The organism is Pantoea sp. X-Soil-OKNW-713, from assembly GCF_059730685.1.
This window is the reverse complement of record NZ_AP035995.1, coordinates 2789387-2809191: the sequence shown is the minus strand read 5'-3', so window position 1 is coordinate 2809191 and position 19805 is coordinate 2789387. Positions and strand designations below refer to the sequence as shown.

The 19805-nt window shown below is 55.4% G+C and carries 17 protein-coding genes; all 17 read left to right on the top strand.

Annotated features, from left to right (window positions below; genetic code table 11):
• Positions 1 to 71: 71 nt before the first annotated feature.
• The 17 genes from tssB (at position 72) to AC6I8R_RS13155 (ending at position 19803) form a co-directional block, all read left to right on the top strand.
• Positions 72 to 602, top strand: a complete 531-nt coding sequence (gene tssB, locus AC6I8R_RS13235) for a type VI secretion system contractile sheath small subunit (RefSeq protein ID WP_021182748.1) — start codon at positions 72 to 74, stop codon at positions 600 to 602.
• The gene (gene tssC, locus AC6I8R_RS13230; protein ID WP_021182749.1) at positions 602 to 2098 is read left to right on the top strand and encodes a type VI secretion system contractile sheath large subunit; all 1497 of its coding nucleotides are present in this window, start codon (positions 602 to 604) and stop codon (positions 2096 to 2098) included. The genes tssB and tssC overlap by 1 nt, the downstream gene beginning before the upstream one ends.
• Positions 2099 to 2317: 219 nt before the next feature.
• Positions 2318 to 2800: an Hcp family type VI secretion system effector gene (locus tag AC6I8R_RS13225; protein WP_208724039.1), complete on the top strand. Its 483-nt coding sequence runs from the start codon at positions 2318 to 2320 to the stop codon at positions 2798 to 2800.
• Positions 2801 to 2862: 62 nt separating this feature from the next.
• On the top strand, positions 2863 to 3753 hold the full coding sequence (locus AC6I8R_RS13220) for a pesticin C-terminus-like muramidase (protein WP_415173490.1): 891 nt from the start codon (positions 2863 to 2865) through the stop codon (positions 3751 to 3753).
• Positions 3754 to 3758: 5 nt separating this feature from the next.
• Complete coding sequence (locus tag AC6I8R_RS13215; RefSeq protein WP_208724041.1) at positions 3759 to 4154, top strand: lysozyme inhibitor LprI family protein; 396 nt, start codon at positions 3759 to 3761, stop codon at positions 4152 to 4154.
• 290 nt (positions 4155 to 4444) lie between these two features.
• Positions 4445 to 6154 (top strand): type VI secretion system-associated FHA domain protein TagH, encoded by a 1710-nt coding sequence (tagH, locus tag AC6I8R_RS13210; RefSeq protein WP_497832442.1) that lies wholly within the window; start codon positions 4445 to 4447, stop codon positions 6152 to 6154.
• Positions 6151 to 6942 (top strand): PP2C family protein-serine/threonine phosphatase, encoded by a 792-nt coding sequence (locus AC6I8R_RS13205; RefSeq protein WP_021182754.1) that lies wholly within the window; start codon positions 6151 to 6153, stop codon positions 6940 to 6942. Before tagH ends, AC6I8R_RS13205 begins: the two co-directional genes overlap by 4 nt.
• Positions 6943 to 6952: 10 nt before the next feature.
• The gene (locus AC6I8R_RS13200) at positions 6953 to 7912 is read left to right on the top strand and encodes a hypothetical protein (protein ID WP_415173492.1); all 960 of its coding nucleotides are present in this window, start codon (positions 6953 to 6955) and stop codon (positions 7910 to 7912) included.
• 16 nt (positions 7913 to 7928) lie between these two features.
• Positions 7929 to 8756, top strand: coding sequence for a type VI secretion system accessory protein TagJ (locus tag AC6I8R_RS13195; protein ID WP_497832441.1), 828 nt, complete (start codon positions 7929 to 7931; stop codon positions 8754 to 8756).
• Positions 8746 to 9306, top strand: a complete 561-nt coding sequence (gene tssE, locus AC6I8R_RS13190) for a type VI secretion system baseplate subunit TssE (RefSeq protein WP_021182757.1) — start codon at positions 8746 to 8748, stop codon at positions 9304 to 9306. The genes AC6I8R_RS13195 and tssE overlap by 11 nt, the downstream gene beginning before the upstream one ends.
• 2 nt (positions 9307 to 9308) lie before the next feature.
• Positions 9309 to 11183 (top strand): type VI secretion system baseplate subunit TssF, encoded by a 1875-nt coding sequence (gene tssF / locus AC6I8R_RS13185; RefSeq protein ID WP_021182758.1) that lies wholly within the window; start codon positions 9309 to 9311, stop codon positions 11181 to 11183.
• Positions 11180 to 12229, top strand: coding sequence for a type VI secretion system baseplate subunit TssG (tssG, locus tag AC6I8R_RS13180; RefSeq protein WP_415173494.1), 1050 nt, complete (start codon positions 11180 to 11182; stop codon positions 12227 to 12229). Before tssF ends, tssG begins: the two co-directional genes overlap by 4 nt.
• Before the next feature lie 54 nt (positions 12230 to 12283).
• Positions 12284 to 14890 carry a type VI secretion system ATPase TssH gene (gene tssH / locus AC6I8R_RS13175; RefSeq protein WP_497832440.1) on the top strand — a complete coding sequence of 869 codons (2607 nt, stop codon included), beginning with the start codon at positions 12284 to 12286 and terminating at the stop codon, positions 14888 to 14890.
• A 29-nt stretch (positions 14891 to 14919) separates the two neighbouring features.
• Positions 14920 to 16368 (top strand): serine/threonine protein kinase, encoded by a 1449-nt coding sequence (locus AC6I8R_RS13170; RefSeq protein ID WP_497832439.1) that lies wholly within the window; start codon positions 14920 to 14922, stop codon positions 16366 to 16368.
• A 19-nt stretch (positions 16369 to 16387) separates the two neighbouring features.
• The gene (gene tssI / locus AC6I8R_RS13165; RefSeq protein ID WP_497832438.1) at positions 16388 to 18817 is read left to right on the top strand and encodes a type VI secretion system tip protein TssI/VgrG; all 2430 of its coding nucleotides are present in this window, start codon (positions 16388 to 16390) and stop codon (positions 18815 to 18817) included.
• Complete coding sequence (locus tag AC6I8R_RS13160) at positions 18814 to 19179, top strand: hypothetical protein (protein ID WP_497829190.1); 366 nt, start codon at positions 18814 to 18816, stop codon at positions 19177 to 19179. Before tssI ends, AC6I8R_RS13160 begins: the two co-directional genes overlap by 4 nt.
• Before the next feature lie 183 nt (positions 19180 to 19362).
• Positions 19363 to 19803, top strand: coding sequence for a DcrB-related protein (locus tag AC6I8R_RS13155; RefSeq protein WP_497832437.1), 441 nt, complete (start codon positions 19363 to 19365; stop codon positions 19801 to 19803).
• The last annotated feature ends 2 nt before the right edge of the window (positions 19804 to 19805 follow it).

Sequence of the window (19805 nt, the reverse complement as noted above, 5' to 3'; positions counted from 1 at the left end):
GCCGCGTCCAACGTTTCATCACGCAGTGAGACCTGCGCGCCTTAACCCGCGCATCATTTATGGAGAAAATCATGGCCACTATGAAATCCAGCGGGCAGAAATTTATCGCCCGCAATCGCGCGCCCCGCGTTCAAATCGAGTATGACGTGGAGATCTACGGCGCGGAACGCAAAATCCAGCTGCCGTTCGTGATGGGCGTACTGGCAGACCTGGCTGGCAAGCCGCTGGAACCGCAGGCTGCCGTTGATGACCGTAAATTCCTTGAGATCGATATTGATAACTTCGACGAACGTATGAAGGCGATGAAGCCGCGTGCGGCGTTCCAGGTCGATAATACCCTGACCGGAGAGGGCAAGCTGAATGTCGAGCTGACCTTTGAAAGCATGGATGATTTCTCCCCGGATGCGATTGCCCGTCATGTGGAACCGCTGAACAAACTGCTGGAAGCACGTACCCAACTTGCCAACCTGTTGACCTATATGGACGGCAAAAACGGTGCGGAAGAGTTGATTGGCAAGATTCTGCATGACCCGACGCTGTTACAGGCGCTGACGCATTTGCCGAAGCAGGCAGACGCGGCAGAAGGTAAGGAGGAGCAATAATGAGCGAGCAACGCCAACAGCAGCCACAAGGCGCATCCAGCTTCAGCCAGGATGAATTCAGCGCGTTACTGAGCAAAGAGTTTCGCCCGAAAAACGATCAGGCGCGGGAAGCGGTTGAAAGTGCCGTCAAAACCCTGGCGCAGCAGGCGCTGGAAAACACCGTCACGATTTCCAACGACTCCTATCGCACCATCCAGTCCCTGATCGCGGAAATCGACGATAAGTTATCTCAGCAGGTTAACCAGATTATTCACCACCAGGAGTTTCAGAAACTGGAAAGTGCGTGGCGTGGCCTGAGTTATCTGGTGAACAACACTGAAACGGATGAGATGCTGAAAATCCGTTTTATGAGTATCTCCAAGCAGGAGCTGGGACGGACGCTGAAGCGCTACAAAGGCGTGGGCTGGGATCGCAGCCCGCTGTTTAAGAAAATCTACGAACAGGAATATGGTCAGTTTGGTGGAGAGCCTTTCGGTTGCCTGGTTGGCGATTACTACTTCGACCACGGCCCGCAGGACGTGGAACTGCTGGGTGAGATGGCGCGCATTGGTGCCGCCGCACACTGTCCGTTTATCACCGGTGCGGCACCGGAAGTGATGCAGATGGAGTCGTGGCAGGAGCTGGCGAACCCGCGCGATCTGACCAAGATTTTCCAGAACACCGAATATGCTGCCTGGCGCAGCCTGCGTGAATCGGAAGACTCACGTTACCTCGGTCTGGTGATGCCGCGCTTTCTGGCGCGTTTGCCGTACGGTATCCGTACCAATCCGGTGGACAGTTATGATTTCGAAGAGCAAACCGACGGCTCCGATCACAACAACTACGCCTGGAGCAACGCGGCCTATGCGATGGCGGCCAACATTAACCGTTCATTCAAAGAGTACGGCTGGTGTACCTCGATCCGGGGTGTGGAATCGGGCGGGGCGGTAGAAAACCTGCCGTGCCATACCTTCCCCAGCGATGATGGCGGTGTCGACATGAAATGTCCGACCGAGATCGCTATCAGCGACCGCCGTGAAGCCGAGCTGGCGAAAAACGGGTTTATGCCGCTGGTGCATCGTAAGAATTCTGACTTCGCGGCCTTTATCGGCGCACAGTCATTGCAAAAACCGGCGGAATACCACGATGCGGATGCCACCGCCAATGCGCGTCTGGCGGCACGTCTGCCGTATCTGTTTGCCTGCTGCCGTTTTGCTCATTATCTGAAGTGCATTGTGCGTGACAAAATCGGTTCCTTCCGCGAACGCGATGAGATGGAGCGCTGGCTGAACGACTGGGTGATGAACTACGTGGACGGTGACCCGGCTAACTCCTCCCAGGAAACCAAATCACGTAAACCGCTGGCGGCGGCTGAGGTTAATGTTGAGGAGCAGGAAGACAATCCGGGTTATTACGCAGCGAAATTCTTCCTGCGTCCACATTATCAGCTGGAAGGTCTGACGGTATCACTGCGTCTGGTATCGAAACTGCCTTCGCTGAAGACCAACGATAAGTAACACGCGCTTTAATCAGAGAACCTGAAGAGCAGGTTCTCTGAACCTTTTTCTTATTCACTGTTTGTGCAATGAGAACCCCTCTGAATAAACATGTAGCAATCTATTCAGAAAACGAGGCAGAGGTAAAATATGGATGGTTTTATTCAGCCCCATGCTTTCCTGTTTGCCATAACGATGCTTTTTCAAAGCAGAACGTAAATCAAGCAAGAGAAGATAATTATGGCTATTGATATGTTTTTAAAAGTTGATGGTGTAACCGGTGAATCGAAAGATTCTAACCACACCGGTTGGACCGATATTACCTCCTTTAACTGGGGCGCTACCCAACCTGGAAATATGGCGGTTGGCGGTGGCGGTGGTGCGGGTAAGGTTAATTTCAATGACCTGCATGTGGATGCGTTAATTGATAAATCAACTACCGCTATCCTCAAATATTGTGCAAATGGTAAACATCTGACAAAAGTAGAGCTTTCAATTTGTAAAGCAGGTGGTCAGCAGGTCGAATATGCACGTATCACCTTAGAAGATGTGCTGGTCACCGCGGTCAATTATACTGGCTCGGATAACGGTGATACAGTAGGTATTACCTACTCCTTCCAGGCATCTAAAGTGAAACAACAATACTGGGAGCAGACCTCTACGGGCGGTAAGGGGGCTGAGAGCAGTGCCGGATGGAATATTAAAGAAAATAAAGAGGCTTAATTAGCCCTCCGGGAGACCCGTTGTGTCTCCCGGTTTGATTTTATCAGGATAAGGATGTGCTCATGAAAATTTATCATTCAGTAGGTATTCATGGTATCAATAATTCTCAGGATGTTAAGATTGTTCAAAACCTGCTGAATAAGAAGTTTTCAGCCAGATTGAGTGAGGATGGGATTTGTGGACCGAGAACAGTCCATTATATCCTTCATCTGCAAAAACAATTTATGGCGAAACCCGATGGGGTTGTAGATGTTAACGGTAAAACTTTCCGCACCTTAGCGGCTGAAGATTCACAAAGTCGTAACCCGGCACCGGCAGTTGTTCCCGTTGAGCCACAAAAATATGAAAATGTCGCTGGTGTATTAAAAGTTAAATTTGGTCAGGTAACTTTTGATGCGGAAGGTAACGATATTAAAGGTAGCGCATTTTTTAGCCGCATGATCCACTGGCCACCGACTGCATTATCTGGTGTCACTATCGGTCGGGGATATGATATTGGCAGCAGGAAAGAAACGGATAGCTATAAGGATCTTACCAGTGCAGGTGTGCCTGACAGTCAGGCAAGAATGATTGCCTCCGGCTCAGGCTTAAAAGGGGGACAGGCAAAGATATTTGTCGATAAAAACAGAGATGCCATTGGTGAAATCAGTCATACCATGCAAAAAAATCTGTTTGAGTTGATCTATCCCGGTTATATACAGCGTGCAGCAAATAATTACCGTAACTGGACATCCTCCTTTAATGATGCGGTTGAATGGAATCAACTCAAACCGGCGATTAGGGACGTGTTGGTCGATTTTGTGTATCAGGGTTTTACGAAGGGTGCCAGCCCGATGAAAGCAGGTATGCACAATGACGTGAACGAGTTGATCACCTATATACAAAAAAGTTCGGTTATGCAATCTTATGAGAAAGGACGCCAGCGCGTTCAGTACCTCAAGCAAAAAGGATAAGCTAAATGAAAAAGATTGTACTCCTGGCGATGGTCGCATCTTTGTATCAGGTTTCAGCATTTGCTAAAGATGACTGTAATAACGCAACCAGCGATGCAGAAATCAATGCCTGTTACAAAGCATCAAAAGCAGACGCTGAGAAACAATTGAATCAGGAATATGGAAATGCAAAGAAAAGAATCGATGCTGAGTATTCCGCCTCACCGGCAGATTTACAAAGCTACACGTCAACGTTAACCGAATCCCAGCGCGGTTGGCTGAAGTACCGCGATGGTCAATGTAATCTTGAGTCTTTTATGGCTGAGAAAGGAACCATTACTCACGATACGCTTACGGATAAATGCGTCGCCAGAATTGATTTGGATCGTGTAGAGCAACTTAAAGCTATCCCTTATGAATAACCATTTCTAAGTTGTTTCTTGTTGCTGGCCCCTTTTATTTGGGGCCGTCGTTTGTATAAATAAATCTCTTCTGACCTCTTTCATTTTACTTGTGGCTAGCACATTGCTTTTTACCTTATAAGTGCACTCATTCCGTAGCGGCGCGATTTATCGCGCGGTTTTAAGCAGATAATTAACTAATCGAAAAGAGCGCGATAAATCGCGCCGCTACAAAAACGCTTCCTATATTCCGCCTCTTTTCCGAGAGAGGCGCGATATAGATGCCGAACAGCTAACCGCAGGAATCCGTTATGCGCTTTACGATAATAACGACTAAACCCGGCCATCAGCCGCCGCAAACTCTTTTTGACTTCTTACCCCCCGGCGGCACCATTGGCCGTGGTGTGGATAACAACCTGGTATTACCCGATGATGACCGAACCATTTCCCGGTTGCAGGCGATCGTCCATATTTCCTCCGATGGTGAATGTCGCCTGACCAATCGCGGCAATGTCACGCGTGTGCTGCTGAATGATATTCCGCTGGAGCGAGGTCGCCAGGTGGAATTACAGGATGGCGATATTCTGGGCATTGATGATTACCAACTGCTGGTCAACGATATTCACGCGGCACAGCCAGCCAGCAGCGTGCCAAAACCGGCGGCCAAAGCGGCAATCATCGCGGATGAACCCCCCGCTGTCAGCAGCAACACCGCCGCCATTCCCAGTGAAATCTGGGATAGCCTGGCGAAAGAGTTCTCCATTTCTGACGATTTATCGCAACGGAATAAACCAGTACCCGCTTCATCCGAGGCCCATCCGCTGACTGCCCCGGCCGCGGTTGAGCGCAACCCGGAGGATCCGCTGGCGGCGCTGATTAGCGATGCGCCCCTGGATATCGGACAGCAGCCCACCACCCATAGCCTGTTTGATGAAGGTGATGCGTTGTTTGCCGAGGAGAGCATTTTTGATGATGCCACACCCAGTGCGCTGGTGGGGCAGAAACGTGTCGCCGCGCCAACGCCAGTGGAAAACCCAACGGCGGAGCTGGACCCACTCAGCCTGTTTGGCAGCCAGAACACTCCTGATCCACGCCATCACGATGATCCACTCGGCCTGATGATGGGCGGGGCGGTGCCACTGGCACAACCGGAGGTTCCGCCAGCAGCAATTCTGGAGCCTGAACCTCTGCCAGTGCCGGAGCCAGAACCGGCACCAGAGCCTGAATCAGAACCCGAATCCGCAGACGTCAGCCCGACACCGCTGGAGTATGGTGGCATCACGCTGCCAACCCCGCAGGCGGTGCAGCGTACGCCATCACCTACACCCAAAGGGCGTCTGCGCATTGATCCGGTGGCTTCCAGCAGTCAGCGTGAAGCCGCCGCGCAAAGCAGCGGTGATGCACTGAAAGGTGAATTACTCGATGCGCTGCTGGAAGGGATGGGCTTACAGGATTTGCAGCCCACGCCACAGTTCGATCGCGACCAGATGCGCCAGTTCGGCCAGATGCTGAGCATGTTCTCACAAGGCACGGTGGCGTTACTCTCTTCACGCTCGATTCTCAAGCGTGGCGTGAAAGCCGATATGACGGTGATCCTCGACGATGCCAACAACCCGTTCAAACTGCTGCCGTCGGGCAAAACCGTGCTGATGCAGATGTTTGGCAGTCGGATGCCCGGATTTATGCCGCCACGCCAGGCTGTGCGTGATGCACTGATCGACCTTCAGGCGCATCAGTTGGGGATGATTGCCGGTATCCGCGCCATCATCGCGTCAATGCTGCAATCCTTTAACCCGGACCAGTTGGAAGAGGAAGCGCGTGAGGCGGGTTCCGTGTCTCGTCTGGCACTGCCCGGCAGTCGTAAGGCGGCATTGTGGGAGCATTTTGTTGAGCGCTACGGCGAAACCGCTGGTGAGATAGAAGACGACTTCCACACCCTGTTTGGCGAAGCCTTCCTGCACGCCTATGACATGGAAGTTAATCAGTACAAAGATTCACAAACCCACACGGATGACGCATGAATATCACTATTGCTTCCACGTCGAATCAGGGCGACCGCGCCAGCAATCAGGATCAGACCGGTGAGATCATCGGTGAACGCTCAGCCTGCTTTGTCGTCTGTGACGGCGTGGCCGGTTTCCCTGGCGGAGATGTCGCCGCCACCATCGCCCGCAGCAGTTTGATGGAGACGTTTAACGGCGAAACCCATCTGAATGCGCAGTCGATCCGTAACTATGTCAATCACGCCAATCAGGCTATCCGTCAGCAACAGAAGGCGAGCAGCGAGCACCGCCGAATGGGTACCACGCTGGTAAGCCTGTTTATCGACCGTGATTACGAGCTGGCTTACTGGGCGCATGCCGGGGACAGTCGCCTCTATCTGTTTCGGCGCGGTTATCTCTATCACGTCACCACCGATCACAGCCTGGTGCAACAAATGAAGGATGCCGGGCACCAGACTGAAGGCATCAACACCAACCTGCTTTATTTTGCCCTCGGCATGGGCGATGAGCAGCGCGATGCCAGCTACAGCGATGTGGTGGAGATTGAAGACGGTGACGCCTTTCTCCTTTGTACCGACGGTTTCTGGCATGGCGTCTCGCTGGAGCAGATGCAGCAATCGTTGCATATGGTCAACACGCCGCAGGAGTGGCTCACGTTGATGCAACAAATCATTAAAAACGATCAACCGTCCAACGGTCAGCAGGACAACTTTAGTGCGCTGGCCGTGTGGGTCGGTTCGCCTCAGGACACCACCTTACTGCACTCGCTCTCTGATGCGGCGCAGTTCTTCCCTCTTCGCGATTGAGAACGCCAACATGAAATATGGATTACTGGGACTGGCGGCGTTGCTGCTGAGTACGCAGGCTATGGCCGAGAACTACCGCATTGTGCAGTCCCCGACACAGAAACTGGATGTGTGGATTGATGACGTAAAAGATAACCAACTGGCGAGCTGGTGTCAGAAGAGTGTGAACCTGCGCATTGTCACCAAAGGGGAAAAAAGTGCCACGGTGCTGGATAGCTTTCTGCCGCGTGTTGCCGGGTTGATGGCGTCGCAGTGTAAAGCGCTGCAACAGCTGCACTGGCAATTGCAGGATGCGGATGGCAATGCGCTGGCCGAAGGGAATGCTGAGCGGGAGCAAAACTGGCAATCGGTTGTCACGCCGCCACCACAAGCGGCCGTCCCGGCACCTGCGGCCCCGGCGATCAGTTCGCCACCCGCCGACACCACCCCCTGGCAGCAATTTAGCCTGCTGGATGGGTGCCACTTCCGTACCTGGTGGCAGCAACCGGCGCAATCCAGCGCCATCTTTGTACCGTCGAAGCAGGGGCTGGTATGCGGTCAGGATGGCTGGTTAAGCGGCCACAGCACCCTGACGCAGATGGGTAGCGGTGCGCCAAAGTCGGTAGACGTCACTTTTGTACAGGGCTTTCCGATTGCCGGATTAAGTAGCGGGCAACCCGCCAGCGAGCTGACCATTACCACCGTAAACCGTGAACGTATGGTGCTGGCGAATCAGAAATCGCCGGAAAGCTGGTTGGTGCTGCCATTCAGCGCACAGTTTAACGGCTGGCAGGCACCGGAGCAGGTGGTGGTGCAGATGCCCGCCAGCGAAGCCGCTGATGAAAGCGCGCTGCGCGCCCGTTTACAGGAAGTACGCAAAGTCTGGTCGCCCTGGTTACACAGTGCCGCGCCGCTGAAAGTCGAGCTGGTGGAGCAGCTGCACCCGGAGCTGCAAGATCCGGCTGCTGCCGCTTACCGCACCCTTAACTAACGCAAAAGGAGTTTGCATGGAGTCGTTACAACAACGTCTGGCAACTGCATCACTGGCGGATAATCTGGCGCAGATTACGGCGCAAATCCAGGCCAATCCAGCCGATGCCGATCTGCGCGCCGCTTTTGTCCAACTGCTGTGTCTGGCGGGTAACTGGGGACGCGCGCAGACGCAGTTGCCATCCTGGCTGGCGCTCACCCCCCAGGCGCAGCCGACCATCACCTTGCTCCAGCAGGCGATTGCCGGGGAACAGCAGCGTGCAGCGGTGTTGCGCGGTGAAGCGCAGCCGCAGTTGCCGGGCAGTGCCTGGCCGTGGTGCGAAACCCTGCTGGCGGCGTTGCAGGCCGAAGTCACGGGTGACGCGGCACGCGGTGCCGAGTTGCGGCAACAGGCGCTGGACGATGCGCAGGCCAATCCCGGCACTCTGGAGCAGCAGGATCAGCAGGTGGAATTTTCATGGCTGATGGATGGCGACAGCCGTTTCGGTCCGGTGTGTGAGGCTATCGTCAATGGGCGTTATTACTGGGTGCCGTTTGCCGCCATCCGTGAAATGCAGTTCCAGCCACCGGCCAGCGTCACGGATTTGGTGTGGCGTCATACGTTGATCCAACTGGTAGATGGCAGCGAACAGGTGTGTCAGATTCCGCTGCGCTATCCCTTACCGGTACAGGCCGAAGAACGTTGGCTGCGTGGCAGTGTTACCGAATGGCAGCCGCTGGGCCACAATGACAGCCAGTTTATTGGCCTGGGTCAGAAAGTCTGGTTGAGCGACAACGCGGAATTCTCGCTGCTGGCCCTTCAGCGCCTGACCTTTAACGACATCGGGCCAGATCATGAGTCGTGATGACGGCTACGCCCAACTGCATGGGGGGTATCGTGCGCGTAAAAATCGCGACACGCTGACCTCACGCGACAAGTTGCAATCCTCGCTGCTGGATCGTCTGACGGACGATGCACCGGACAAACGTAGCGAGCCGGGTAATAGCGTGCTGATCACCCACAGCACCCTGCGTCGCCATGTACTGCGCGATTTGCAGTGGCTGTTTAACACCATCAACAACGAAGCACAGCAGGATCTCAGCCCGTATGGCGAGGTACAACGTTCGGTGTGGAATTTCGGTGTGGCACCGCTGGCTGGACAAAATATGTCAGATATCGAATGGCAGGACATCCAGCGCAAAATGACCAACGCCATTTTGCATTTTGAACCGCGCATTCTGCCGCAGGGCTTGCAGGTGCGTTGCGTCAGCGATCTGACCGCGCTTGACCTGCACAACGTGTTGTCGATTGAGATCAAAGGGCGTCTGTGGTGCGTACCCTATCCGCTGGAGTTTCTGTTTCGCACCGAGGTTGATCTGGAGAATGGTCATTTCGAATTACAGGATGCGGGGTAATCATGGACAGCAAACTACTCGACTACTACAACCGCGAACTGGCTTATCTGCGTGAGATGGGCGCAGAGTTTGCCGAACGTTATCCCAAAGTGGCAGGACGGCTGGGGATGCGCGGCATTGATATCGCCGATCCCTACGTTGAGCGACTGATGGAAGGCTTTGCGTTTCTTACCTCGCGCGTGCAATTGAAAATGGATGCCGAGTTTCCGCGCTTTTCACAACGACTGCTGGAGATGATCGCGCCGGGTTATTTAGCGCCGACACCCTCGATGGCGATAGCGCAACTGACGCCAGATAGCCGCAAAGGGGACATCAGCAACGGTTTTCTGGTGCCGCGTGGCACCATGATGGAGAGCCAGAGCCTGAAAAAATCGGGCGTCACCTGTAGTTACACCACGGCACATGACGTGATGCTGCATCCGCTGCGCATCAGCGATGTGGCGCTGGGTGGCGTACCTGGCGATATCCCACTCGGTGAGCTGAAGTTGAGCGGTCTGGGAGCGGCCAGCGCGTTGCGTATCCGCATTGAGTGTGAAGGGGTGGCCTCGCTCAGCCAACTGACGCTGGATGAGTTGATGCTCTACCTCAGCGGGCCGGATATTCAGGCGCTGAAGTTACTGGAGTTGCTGATGCAGCACCGTGTAGGCATGGTGCTGCAATCGGTGGAACCGCAACCGCAACGTCAGGTGCTGAGCGATAACGCGCTGCAACAACAAGGCTTTGCACCGGAGCAGGCGCTGCTGCCGGATGATCTGCGTAACTTCGATGGCTACCGTTTGTTGCAGGAGTATTTTGCCTTTCCTGCCCGCTTCCAGTTTATCAGTCTGCATCAGCTGGCCACGTTCCTGCCGCGCTGTGACAAAGCCACCGCGTTTGACATCATTATCCTGCTGGATAAAGCCGATGCGGATCTGGAAAGCGTGGTCGATCGCAGTCATCTGGCGCTGCACTGCACCCCGGTGATTAACCTGTTTCCGAAAATGGCAGAACGGCTGAAAGTCAGCGACAGCCAGCATGAATACCATCTGGTGGTGGATAATATCCGCCCGCTGGATTACGAAGTGCATTCGGTGCAACGTCTGTTTGCTACCGTGGCAGGGCAGCGCGAGGAGCAGGTGTTTCGCCCCTTCTGGAGCACCTTCAGCCCGGATCAGGGTGACTACGGTGCCTATTTTTCCCTGCGCCGTGAGCAGCGCACCCTGTCGGAACATGCGCAACGCTACGGCACCCGGACCGGTTATATCGGCTCCGAAGTGTTTCTCTCGCTGGTGGACGAACACCACACGCCGTGGCGTGACGAGATGCGTTACCTCTCCGCCGAGGTGATGTGTACCAGCCGCGATTTGCCGTTGATGTTGCTGCAACAGGAGCAGGGTAATTTCGTGATGCCGGATTCGATCCCAGTGAGCCAACTGACATTGTGTAAAGGGCCGACGCCGCCGCGTCCGGCGCTGGCGGAAGGATTATCCTCCTGGCGGCTGATCAGCCATCTGCAAATGAACTACCTCAGCCTGATGGACAGCGCCGATGGTGAGGGGGCCAGCGCCTTACGCCAGCTACTGAGCTTGTACGCCAACCTGGCGGAAGCGCCAGTGGCGCGCCAGATCGAAGGTATTCGCCATTGCCAGCTCAGCGCGGTACATCGCCGAGTGCCGGAACCGGGGCCGGTAGTGTTTGCGCGTGGGGTCAGCATTGCGCTGGAAGTGGATGAACAGGTGTTCTCCGGGGCCAGTCCGTGGCTGTTCGGTAGCGTACTGGAACGTGTCTTCGCGCGGCTGGTGGCGTTGAACAGCTTTACCGAACTCACCCTCAGCAGCCAGCAACGCGGCGAAGTCGGTTACTGGCCGCCACGTATGGGCCAGAAGGCGTTGTTATGAGTGAGGGCGCGCAAATTATCCCGTTGTCGCGTGCCAGCCGTTTGCCAGATGATTTCTGGTCAGCGGTGATGGCGGCACCGTGGCGCTACGATCTGTTCCAGCTGCTGCGTCGGATCAATGCGCAGAGCGGCCAGCGTTATGCGCTGGGACGTGCACCGCTACCGAAGTTCGAAACGGTGCGCATCGGGCAAAAACCTTTCCTGACCTTCGCACCCGCGACCCTCGCCGGGGTGCGTGAGCGTGAGACGGATGGCCGTCATGCTATCTCTATCTACAGTTTTGGCCTGTTCGGTCCAAATGGTCCACTGCCTACGCATCTGACCGAGTATGTGCGTGAACGTATCGACCACCATCAGGATCACAGTCTGGCGGCGTTTGCCGACCTGTTTCATCATCGTGCCACCTTGCTGTTTTATCGCGCCTGGGCGGATGCGCAGCCGACGGCTTCTCTCGATCGCGGCGACGACCAACGTTTTCAGGACTATCTGGCCTGTCTGGCCGGGATTGGTTTTCCGGCACAGCAACAGGCCAGCTCGCTCAGCCTGCATGCGCGCCTGATGCTGGTGGGGCACCTCAGCCGGCATGGGCACGATGCCGAAGGGCTGGTGCGGATTCTGCGCCTTTACTTTGGCGTCCCGGTCAGGCTGGAGCAGAACCAGCCACAGTGGCTGACGCTGGATAGCCGCGATCAGGCACGTCTGGCGGCCGGACGACATATGCCGCGTTTGGGCGAGTCCGCGTTTCTCGGTGTGGCGGTGCGCGATGTGCAGCACCGTTTCCGCCTGCGGCTGGGTCCCCTCACGGCAGAGCAGTACGCGCACTTCCTGCCCGATGCGCGTGGGGCCTGTGAAGTTCGCGACTGGGTACGGCACTACCTCGGCATTGAAATGCAGTGGGATCTCAGCCTGATCCTCGCCGCTGACGAGGTCAAGGGCACGACCCTGGGGGGCAATGCCCGGTTGGGTTACACCAGTTGGCTGGGGCAACCGGCACAGCCTGTCGATCGTGAAGATTTCGTTTTTGAAGTTGAGGCTACCGCACGGTAGCCCAATCGCCTTTTCCTGTCACATAGCCTGCTTCTTCTATTACAGAGATTCGATATGTCAGAAATCAGCCGAGCCGTGTTATTCGGTAAACTGGACACGCTGTTATTTACCTCGCTGGAAAGCGCCACCGCCTTTTGCAAGCTGCGCGGCAACCCCTATGTCGAGTTGGTGCACTGGCTGCATCAACTGATGCAGCAGCAGGACGGTGACTTACAGCAGGTGATCAGTCATTTTTCACTGGATGAAAACGCGCTGACGCGGGATATCGTGGCGGCGCTTGACCGCCTGCCACGCGGCGCAAGTGCCGTCTCCGATCTCGCCGAACACATCGACAGCGCCGTGGAGCGCGCCTGGGTGTATGCCTCGCTCAAATATGCGGCCAGCCGTATTCGCGGCGGCCACCTGTTAATCGGCATGCTCAAGACCTACAGCCTTACCAGCGTGCTGAAAGGTATTTCATCTCAGTTTTCACGCATTAACGTCGATGTCCTGCTGGATCAATTCGAGACTTTACTCGGTCACAGCAAAGAGGCGCAGCAGGCGCTGACGCAGCCGGATGTCGCCGCCGCTCCGACAGCAGCAGGCAGCAGCACCCTGGCGCAATACGCACAGGACCTTACCGCGCGTGCGCGTGATGGCCGTATCGATCCGGTGACGGGACGCGATGAAGAGATCCGCCAGATGGTGGATATCCTGATGCGTCGCCGCCAGAACAACCCCTTGCTGACCGGCGAAGCTGGTGTCGGCAAGACGGCGGTGGTGGAAGGGCTGGCGCTGCGCATTGCCGCCGGTGATGTGCCTGCGCCACTGCGCGATGTGCAACTCTGGCTGCTGGATATCGGCATGTTGCAGGCCGGGGCCGGGATGAAGGGCGAGTTTGAAGCGCGCCTGCAAGCGTTGATCAACGAAGTGCAATCCAGTCCCACTCCTGTTGTGTTGTTTGTGGATGAAATCCACACCCTGATTGGTGCCGGTGGGCAGCAGGGAACCGGCGACGCGGCGAACCTGCTGAAACCGGCACTGGCTCGTGGTCAGTTGCGTACCATCGGTGCCACCACCTGGGCGGAATATAAAAAATACATTGAGAAGGATCCGGCACTGACGCGCCGTTTCCAGACGGTGCAGGTGCATGAGCCGGATGAGGCCAAAGCCATTCAGATGCTGCGCAGCACCGTCAGTGCGCTGGAAAAACATCATCAGGTGTTGCTGCTGGATGAAGCGGTCAGCGCCGCAGTCAAACTGTCGCATCGTTACATTCCGGCGCGGCAGTTACCGGATAAAGCGGTCGCGCTGCTCGATACCGCCTGTGCGCGGGTGGCGGTCAGCCAGGGGGCGCAACCTGCGGCGCTGGAAGATTGTTTACATCGTCTGGCGGCGCTCGACATTGAAGCAGAAATCGCCGGGCGCGAGGCCAAAGTCGGGCTGGGAGCACCTGATCGCCAGCAGGAGATTGCCCGGCAGCAGGCTGCACTGTGCGCCACGCGTGATGCGCTGACAGCGCGCTGGCAGCAGGAGCGGGCGCTGGTGGATCAACTTATCGCGTTGCGCGCACGTTGCGTCAGTGAAGATGATACTGCGCTGCGCAGTGAGCTGGACGCCACCCGGCAGCAGTTACATGACCTGCAAGGCGAAGAACCGCTGCTGTTTGCCGCGGTGGATGCCAGCGTGGTCGCTGCCGTGGTCGCCGACTGGACCGGCATCCCGCTGGGGCGCATGGTGAAGAACGAAATCGATGCAGTGCTGAATCTGGCCGACACCCTGAACCAACGGGTCATTGGTCAGCGTCATGGGCTGGATCTGATTGCGAAACGGGTTCGCACCTCACGCGCGCGGCTGGACAACCCCAATAAACCGGTTGGCGTATTTATGTTGTGCGGCCCTTCTGGCGTAGGGAAAACCGAAACTGCGTTGGCGCTGGCCGAGTCGTTGTATGGCGGCGAGCAGAACATCATCACCATCAACATGAGCGAATTCCAGGAAGCGCACACCGTCTCGACGCTAAAGGGCGCACCGCCCGGCTATGTTGGCTATGGTGAAGGTGGCGTGCTAACCGAAGCGGTGCGGCGTCGGCCATACAGCGTGGTGCTGCTGGATGAAATCGAGAAAGCTCACCCGGATGTGCATGAGTTGTTCTTCCAGGTGTTCGACAAAGGCTGGATGGAAGATGGCGAAGGACGCCATATCGATTTCCGTAACACCATTATCATCCTGACTTCCAATGTCGGTACGCAGTTGATCAGCGCGCTGTGCGCCGATCCCGAACTGCTGCCGGAGCCGGATGCACTCAGCACCGCACTGCGCAAGCCACTACTGGAGGTATTCCCTCCGGCGCTGCTCGGACGCCTGCTGGTGGTGCCGTACTACCCATTAAGCGATGCGATGCTGGCGCAAATCGTCCGGTTACAACTGGCACGCATCGTGCGCCGTCTGGAGGAGAACCACGGTATCGCGGCAGACATCGACGATGCCGTGGTCAGCCAGATCGTGCAGCGTTGCACCGAGGTGGAATCCGGCGGCCGTATGGTCGATGCCATTCTCACCAATACCCTGTTGCCGCAAATGAGTCAGATGCTGCTCAGCGCCCATGCCCGCGATGAACGTTATCGCCGGGTACAGGTAAGAGCCGAGCAGGGCGAGTTTGTTTGCCAGTTTGCTGTCTAAAGCCGTTCGTTATCAGAGAGTTTTCGTCTATGTCGGAACACGATAATCACCTCAATGTCCCCAACGCATTGCCCCTGGGTTACCGGTTTAATGAGTTCGAGATCAAAGAAGTCATCGGCGGTGGCGGCTTTGGCATTGTCTATCGCGCCTGGGATCATCAGCTGGAGCGCGATATCGCCATCAAAGAGTTTATGCCTGCCTCGCTGGCGGTGCGCAGCGAAGGGTTAAACCTGGTGCTACGCAGCGAACGTTTTAGCAAAACCTTCCATGCCGGGTTGAACAGTTTTATTCAGGAAGCTCGCCTGCTGGCGCGCTTTAATCATCCCAACCTGTTACATGTCCTGCGCTTTTGGGTGCAGAACGACACCGCCTACATGGGGACGGCGTTTTACAGCGGCACCACGCTGTCAACGCTGCGTGCGCGCAATCCGCAGCAGATTGACGAAGCCTGGATTCGCCGCCTGTTACCGCCGTTGCTTGGGGCGATTAAAACCATTCACGAGGCGGGTTATCTGCACCGCGATATCTCACTGGACAATATCCAGATCCAGAGCAACGGGGAGCCGGTGCTGCTCGATTTTGGCTCGGCACGGAAAACCATCGGCAACCTGTCCGATGAAAGCGAAACCATGCTGCGTCCCGGCTTTGCGCCGATTGAACAGTACAGCGATAACGATGAAAGCGAGCAGGGCGCGTGGACCGATATCTATGCCCTGGGTGCCGTGCTGCATACGTTGATCACCGGCGCACCGCCGCCGGTCAGCGTGGTTCGCAGTATCGAAGACAACTATCAGCCACTGGCGCAACGTCGTCCGGCGGGCTACTCCCCGGCGTTGCTGAAAGCGGTCGACAGCGCGCTGGCGCTGAAGGCAGAAGATCGCCCGCAAAGCATTGACGCATTTGCCGAGTTAATGGCGCTGCCGGAGCGGGAAGCCGAGCCGGTGCTCGCGGCAAAAATCAGCGGTCCGGGCACCATGCTGGTGCCGGTGGAGGCGGTGGAAGAAGACGTTGCGGTTTCACCGGTTAAACGTTTGATGCAACACCGCTTCGCGCTGCCAGGCCTGGTCGCTGCGGGTGTGCTGGTGGGGCTGGGCGTAGGTTTAATCATGGCCGGGGGCAGTGAAGATGCTCCGGTGCAGGCGAACAACACGCCTGTTGCTGCGCCTGTGTCACCGGCACCGGCACCGGTTCCGGCAGAAAAACCGGTTGCTCCGGCACCTGTCCAGACGGCTCAGCGTGAGCCGGAACCGGCCCCTCCTGCGGCACCGGTGGCTCAGGTTTACATTCGCCTGCAACCGGGTGAGCAGGTGCAGGTGAATGGCAAGCCACAGGCGCTGGTCCCCGCAGCGAATGGCTTTGCGGCACTGCAACTGGCACCGGGACATTACACCTTCGCCATCAGCGGCCATAACGGTGCACGCGCTCAAACGCTCACCATTGGCGCGGAAGGTGTCTGGTTGCTCGATCCTCACAGTTAATTATTTCCGGGATTTACTTATGTTCTCACGCATCACCGTCCAGCTGCCCACGGAGGGCCTGCTGTTCTGGAAACTCAGCGGGCGTGAAGCCCTGTCAGAATCATTCACCCTTCAGGCGGATCTGCTGTCGACCGATGCGCGCATCGATCGTCATGCCCTGTTGGGTAAAGCGGTTACTTTTACGTTGCCGACCCAGAATCTGCTTACGCCACGCTATATCAACGGCAAGATCACCCGCGTAGCGGTACGCAGCGAGGAGCTGAACGGCACGCGCTATGCGGTTTATGCGCTGACCGTTGAGCCGGACCTGTGGCCGATGAAGCGTGATCGTAACCTGCGTATTTTCCAGAGCCAGACGGTGCCGCAGATCGTGCAGACGTTGTTGAAGGAGTACAACGTCAATGTCGAGTCAAAGCTCGCCAGCAGCTATCGGGTGTGGGAGTACTGCGTGCAGTACCAGGAAAGCAGCTTCGATTTTATCAACCGTCTGATGGAGCTGGAGGGGATCTACTATTGGTTCCGCCATGAGTCCGATAAACATACGCTGGTGTTGTGCGATGCGGCCGATCAGCATCAGTCGTTTAGCGGCTACGCCACCATTCCCTACCACGTTGCCGTTTCCGGTGGCAGCGTAACGGAAGAGGGGATCAGCCAGTGGTCGCTGGCAGAGAGCGTCACGCCGGGGATGTACAGCACCGACGATTACGATTTCCGCAAACCGAATGCCTGGATGTTGCAGGCGCGGCAGAATCCGGTCGCGCCCACGCCGGGTACGGTGGATGTGTACGACTGGCCGGGCCATTTTGTTGATCACAGCCACGGCGATTTCTATACCCGCATCCGCCAGGAAGGGTGGGAAGTGGAGCATCACAGCGTCAGTGGTACCGGTACGGCGACCGGCATTGCGCCCGGTTACACCTTTGAGCTGCTCAATGCGCCACATTTCAGCGACAACGGTGAGTATCTGACCACCAGTGCGGAATATCGCTTCGAGGAAAACAGCTATGCCAGCGGTGATGTCACCGCCTCGCACAACATCACCTTTACCGTGTTACCCACCACGATCACCTATCGTGCGCCCCCCAGAACGCCGTGGCCGAAAACGCATGGCCCGCAGACCGCGAAAGTGGTGGGGCCAAAAGGTGAATCGATCTGGACCGACCGCTATGGCCGGGTGAAGGTGAAATTCCACTGGGACCGACTGGCAAAAGGTGACGACACCAGTTCGTGCTGGGTGCGAGTCTCCAGTGCCTGGGCCGGTCAGGGCTTTGGTGGGGTGCAGATCCCGCGTGTCGGCGATGAAGTGGTGGTGGATTTTATCAATGGTGACCCGGATCGCCCGCTGATCATTGGCCGCGTGTATAACGAGGCGAGTATGCCACCCTGGGCGCTGCCCGCGGCGGCGACGCAGATGGGGTTTCTCAGTCGCTCGAAAGATGGCACGTCAGACACCGCCAATGCGCTGCGTTTTGAGGATAAAGCGGGCGAAGAGCAGCTGTGGATCCAGGCACAGAAGAACATGGATACCCATGTTAAGAATGATGCGACGCATACGGTTGTTAATAATCACAGTCATTATGTCGGGGTGAATGAACTGTATCGGGTGGAGACCAATCGTGTTCACGGCGTGAAAGGCGGTGAGGAACTGCTGACCGGAAAAGGAAAGAGCGACGCAGCAGCGGAGACGTATGTTTTGGGTTCTGGTACCCGGCTGCGGCTGGAATGTGGAGAAAGTGCCATCGAACTTAACGCCAATGGACAAATCAATATTGTCGGGAAGGGTTTTAATATTTTTGTGGAAGGTGATGGGAATATCACAACCTCGGGCCATAAACTCAATCTGAATACTTCTGGCGCAAAACCCGGAACGACAGCACCAGGTTCCAGCCACAAGAAGAACATCACGGAGGCGGTGACTAAGCTGTTTCCAGCAAAAAAGAAAGGTGAGGGATCCGCAAAGGGGGAGAAACACTTAGGAAAGGTGCGTCCATTATCACCAGAAAAAAAGGCATTCTTCGATAAAGTCTATACGGCAGCAAAAGTTAGCGAAAAGAAAACAGGTATTCCAGCTGAAATCACTACGGCCCAGGCTATATTAGAGTCAAACTGGGGAAAGAGTGTGCCAACAGATGTGAATAATAATAAAGTCAGTAATAATCTGTTTGGCGTGAAGGCGCATGGTTCATCTGATTATGTCGAGTCATGGACGCACGAAAACTTGAATGGCAAGCGAGTGTCTGTCCTGGCTAAATTTGCAAGCTATCCTTCCGTCGATGAAAGCATTCAGCAACATGCTAATTTCCTGATAAATAATCAACGCTATAGCAGTTTATTTAATACTTCCGATCCCGTCGAATGGGCTAAAGGACTACAGGAAAAAGGCTATGCAACTGATCCTAATTATGCTAAAAGTCTGATTTCTGTGATGAAAGGGAGAGGGCTTATATGATTAGGATTCTGTGCACAGCGCTTTGTTTTCTACCATTAGTCGTTTCAGCGAATGAGTTCTGTCAGAACCTTGATAAAAATGCCAGTGCTAAGGGTGTACGTTTTGACAATACTGACAATGTCTATAAAGTAAACGGAAAAGGGCGTCTTCAGTTTTATTCTGCTCCGGATGTACAATGTCTGGACAAGGGAACTTTTGTTATTCCTGGTGATTCTCTTTATGCATATGTTGAATACCAGGGATTTTACAGCGTAATGTATTTAACTAAGGATGGCGATCAGGTTACGGGTTGGGTTGAAAAAAACAGATTGCAGGAAACAGGGAAGGGGATCGCACCGGACTACGATAAGATCAGTAACTAATGCTTCTGTTAGTATCTCCCAGGCAATAGAGGTCTCACTATTATCCTTGTGTGGCCTTTGTCCGGTAAATTATAATTTTCAGATGTCATTTTCTGATGGCATCAGAATAGGTAATTTCATTTTCAACTGAGAATACCCTCTAAGTAATAACATCTGAGTCAACTCCCCATACGGAATACCTTTATGGACTATCAATTCAACGAGGGATCGTTTTCCCTGTTTCCTGCTGCGTGGCAGGACACCACAATGAATATTCTGCGTGACGAAGCAAGCGGCCTCGCGCTGATTGTCAGCCGTGGCCCCATTCCGACGGGTAGTGACGTTGAACAGGAGTTTCAACGTCAATGGGACACATTGCGCCCCCAGATGGGGAATATCCAACAGAGTGCACTCTCCCGGATTACTACCGGAAAAGAAGATGCAATGCACGCCATCGAACTGGAAACCGCGTTCGAACGCAATGGCCAGGCGTTATGGCAAAAACAACTTGCGACGGCAGTGCCAGACTCCAGCATTCTGATGGTTTTTACCCTTTCTGCTCTGCGCGCTTTCACTGAAGAAGACAATGCGCGCTGGAATACCTTCAAACAGAGTCTGTCACTGCAAAACCCAGGGAACAGATAACT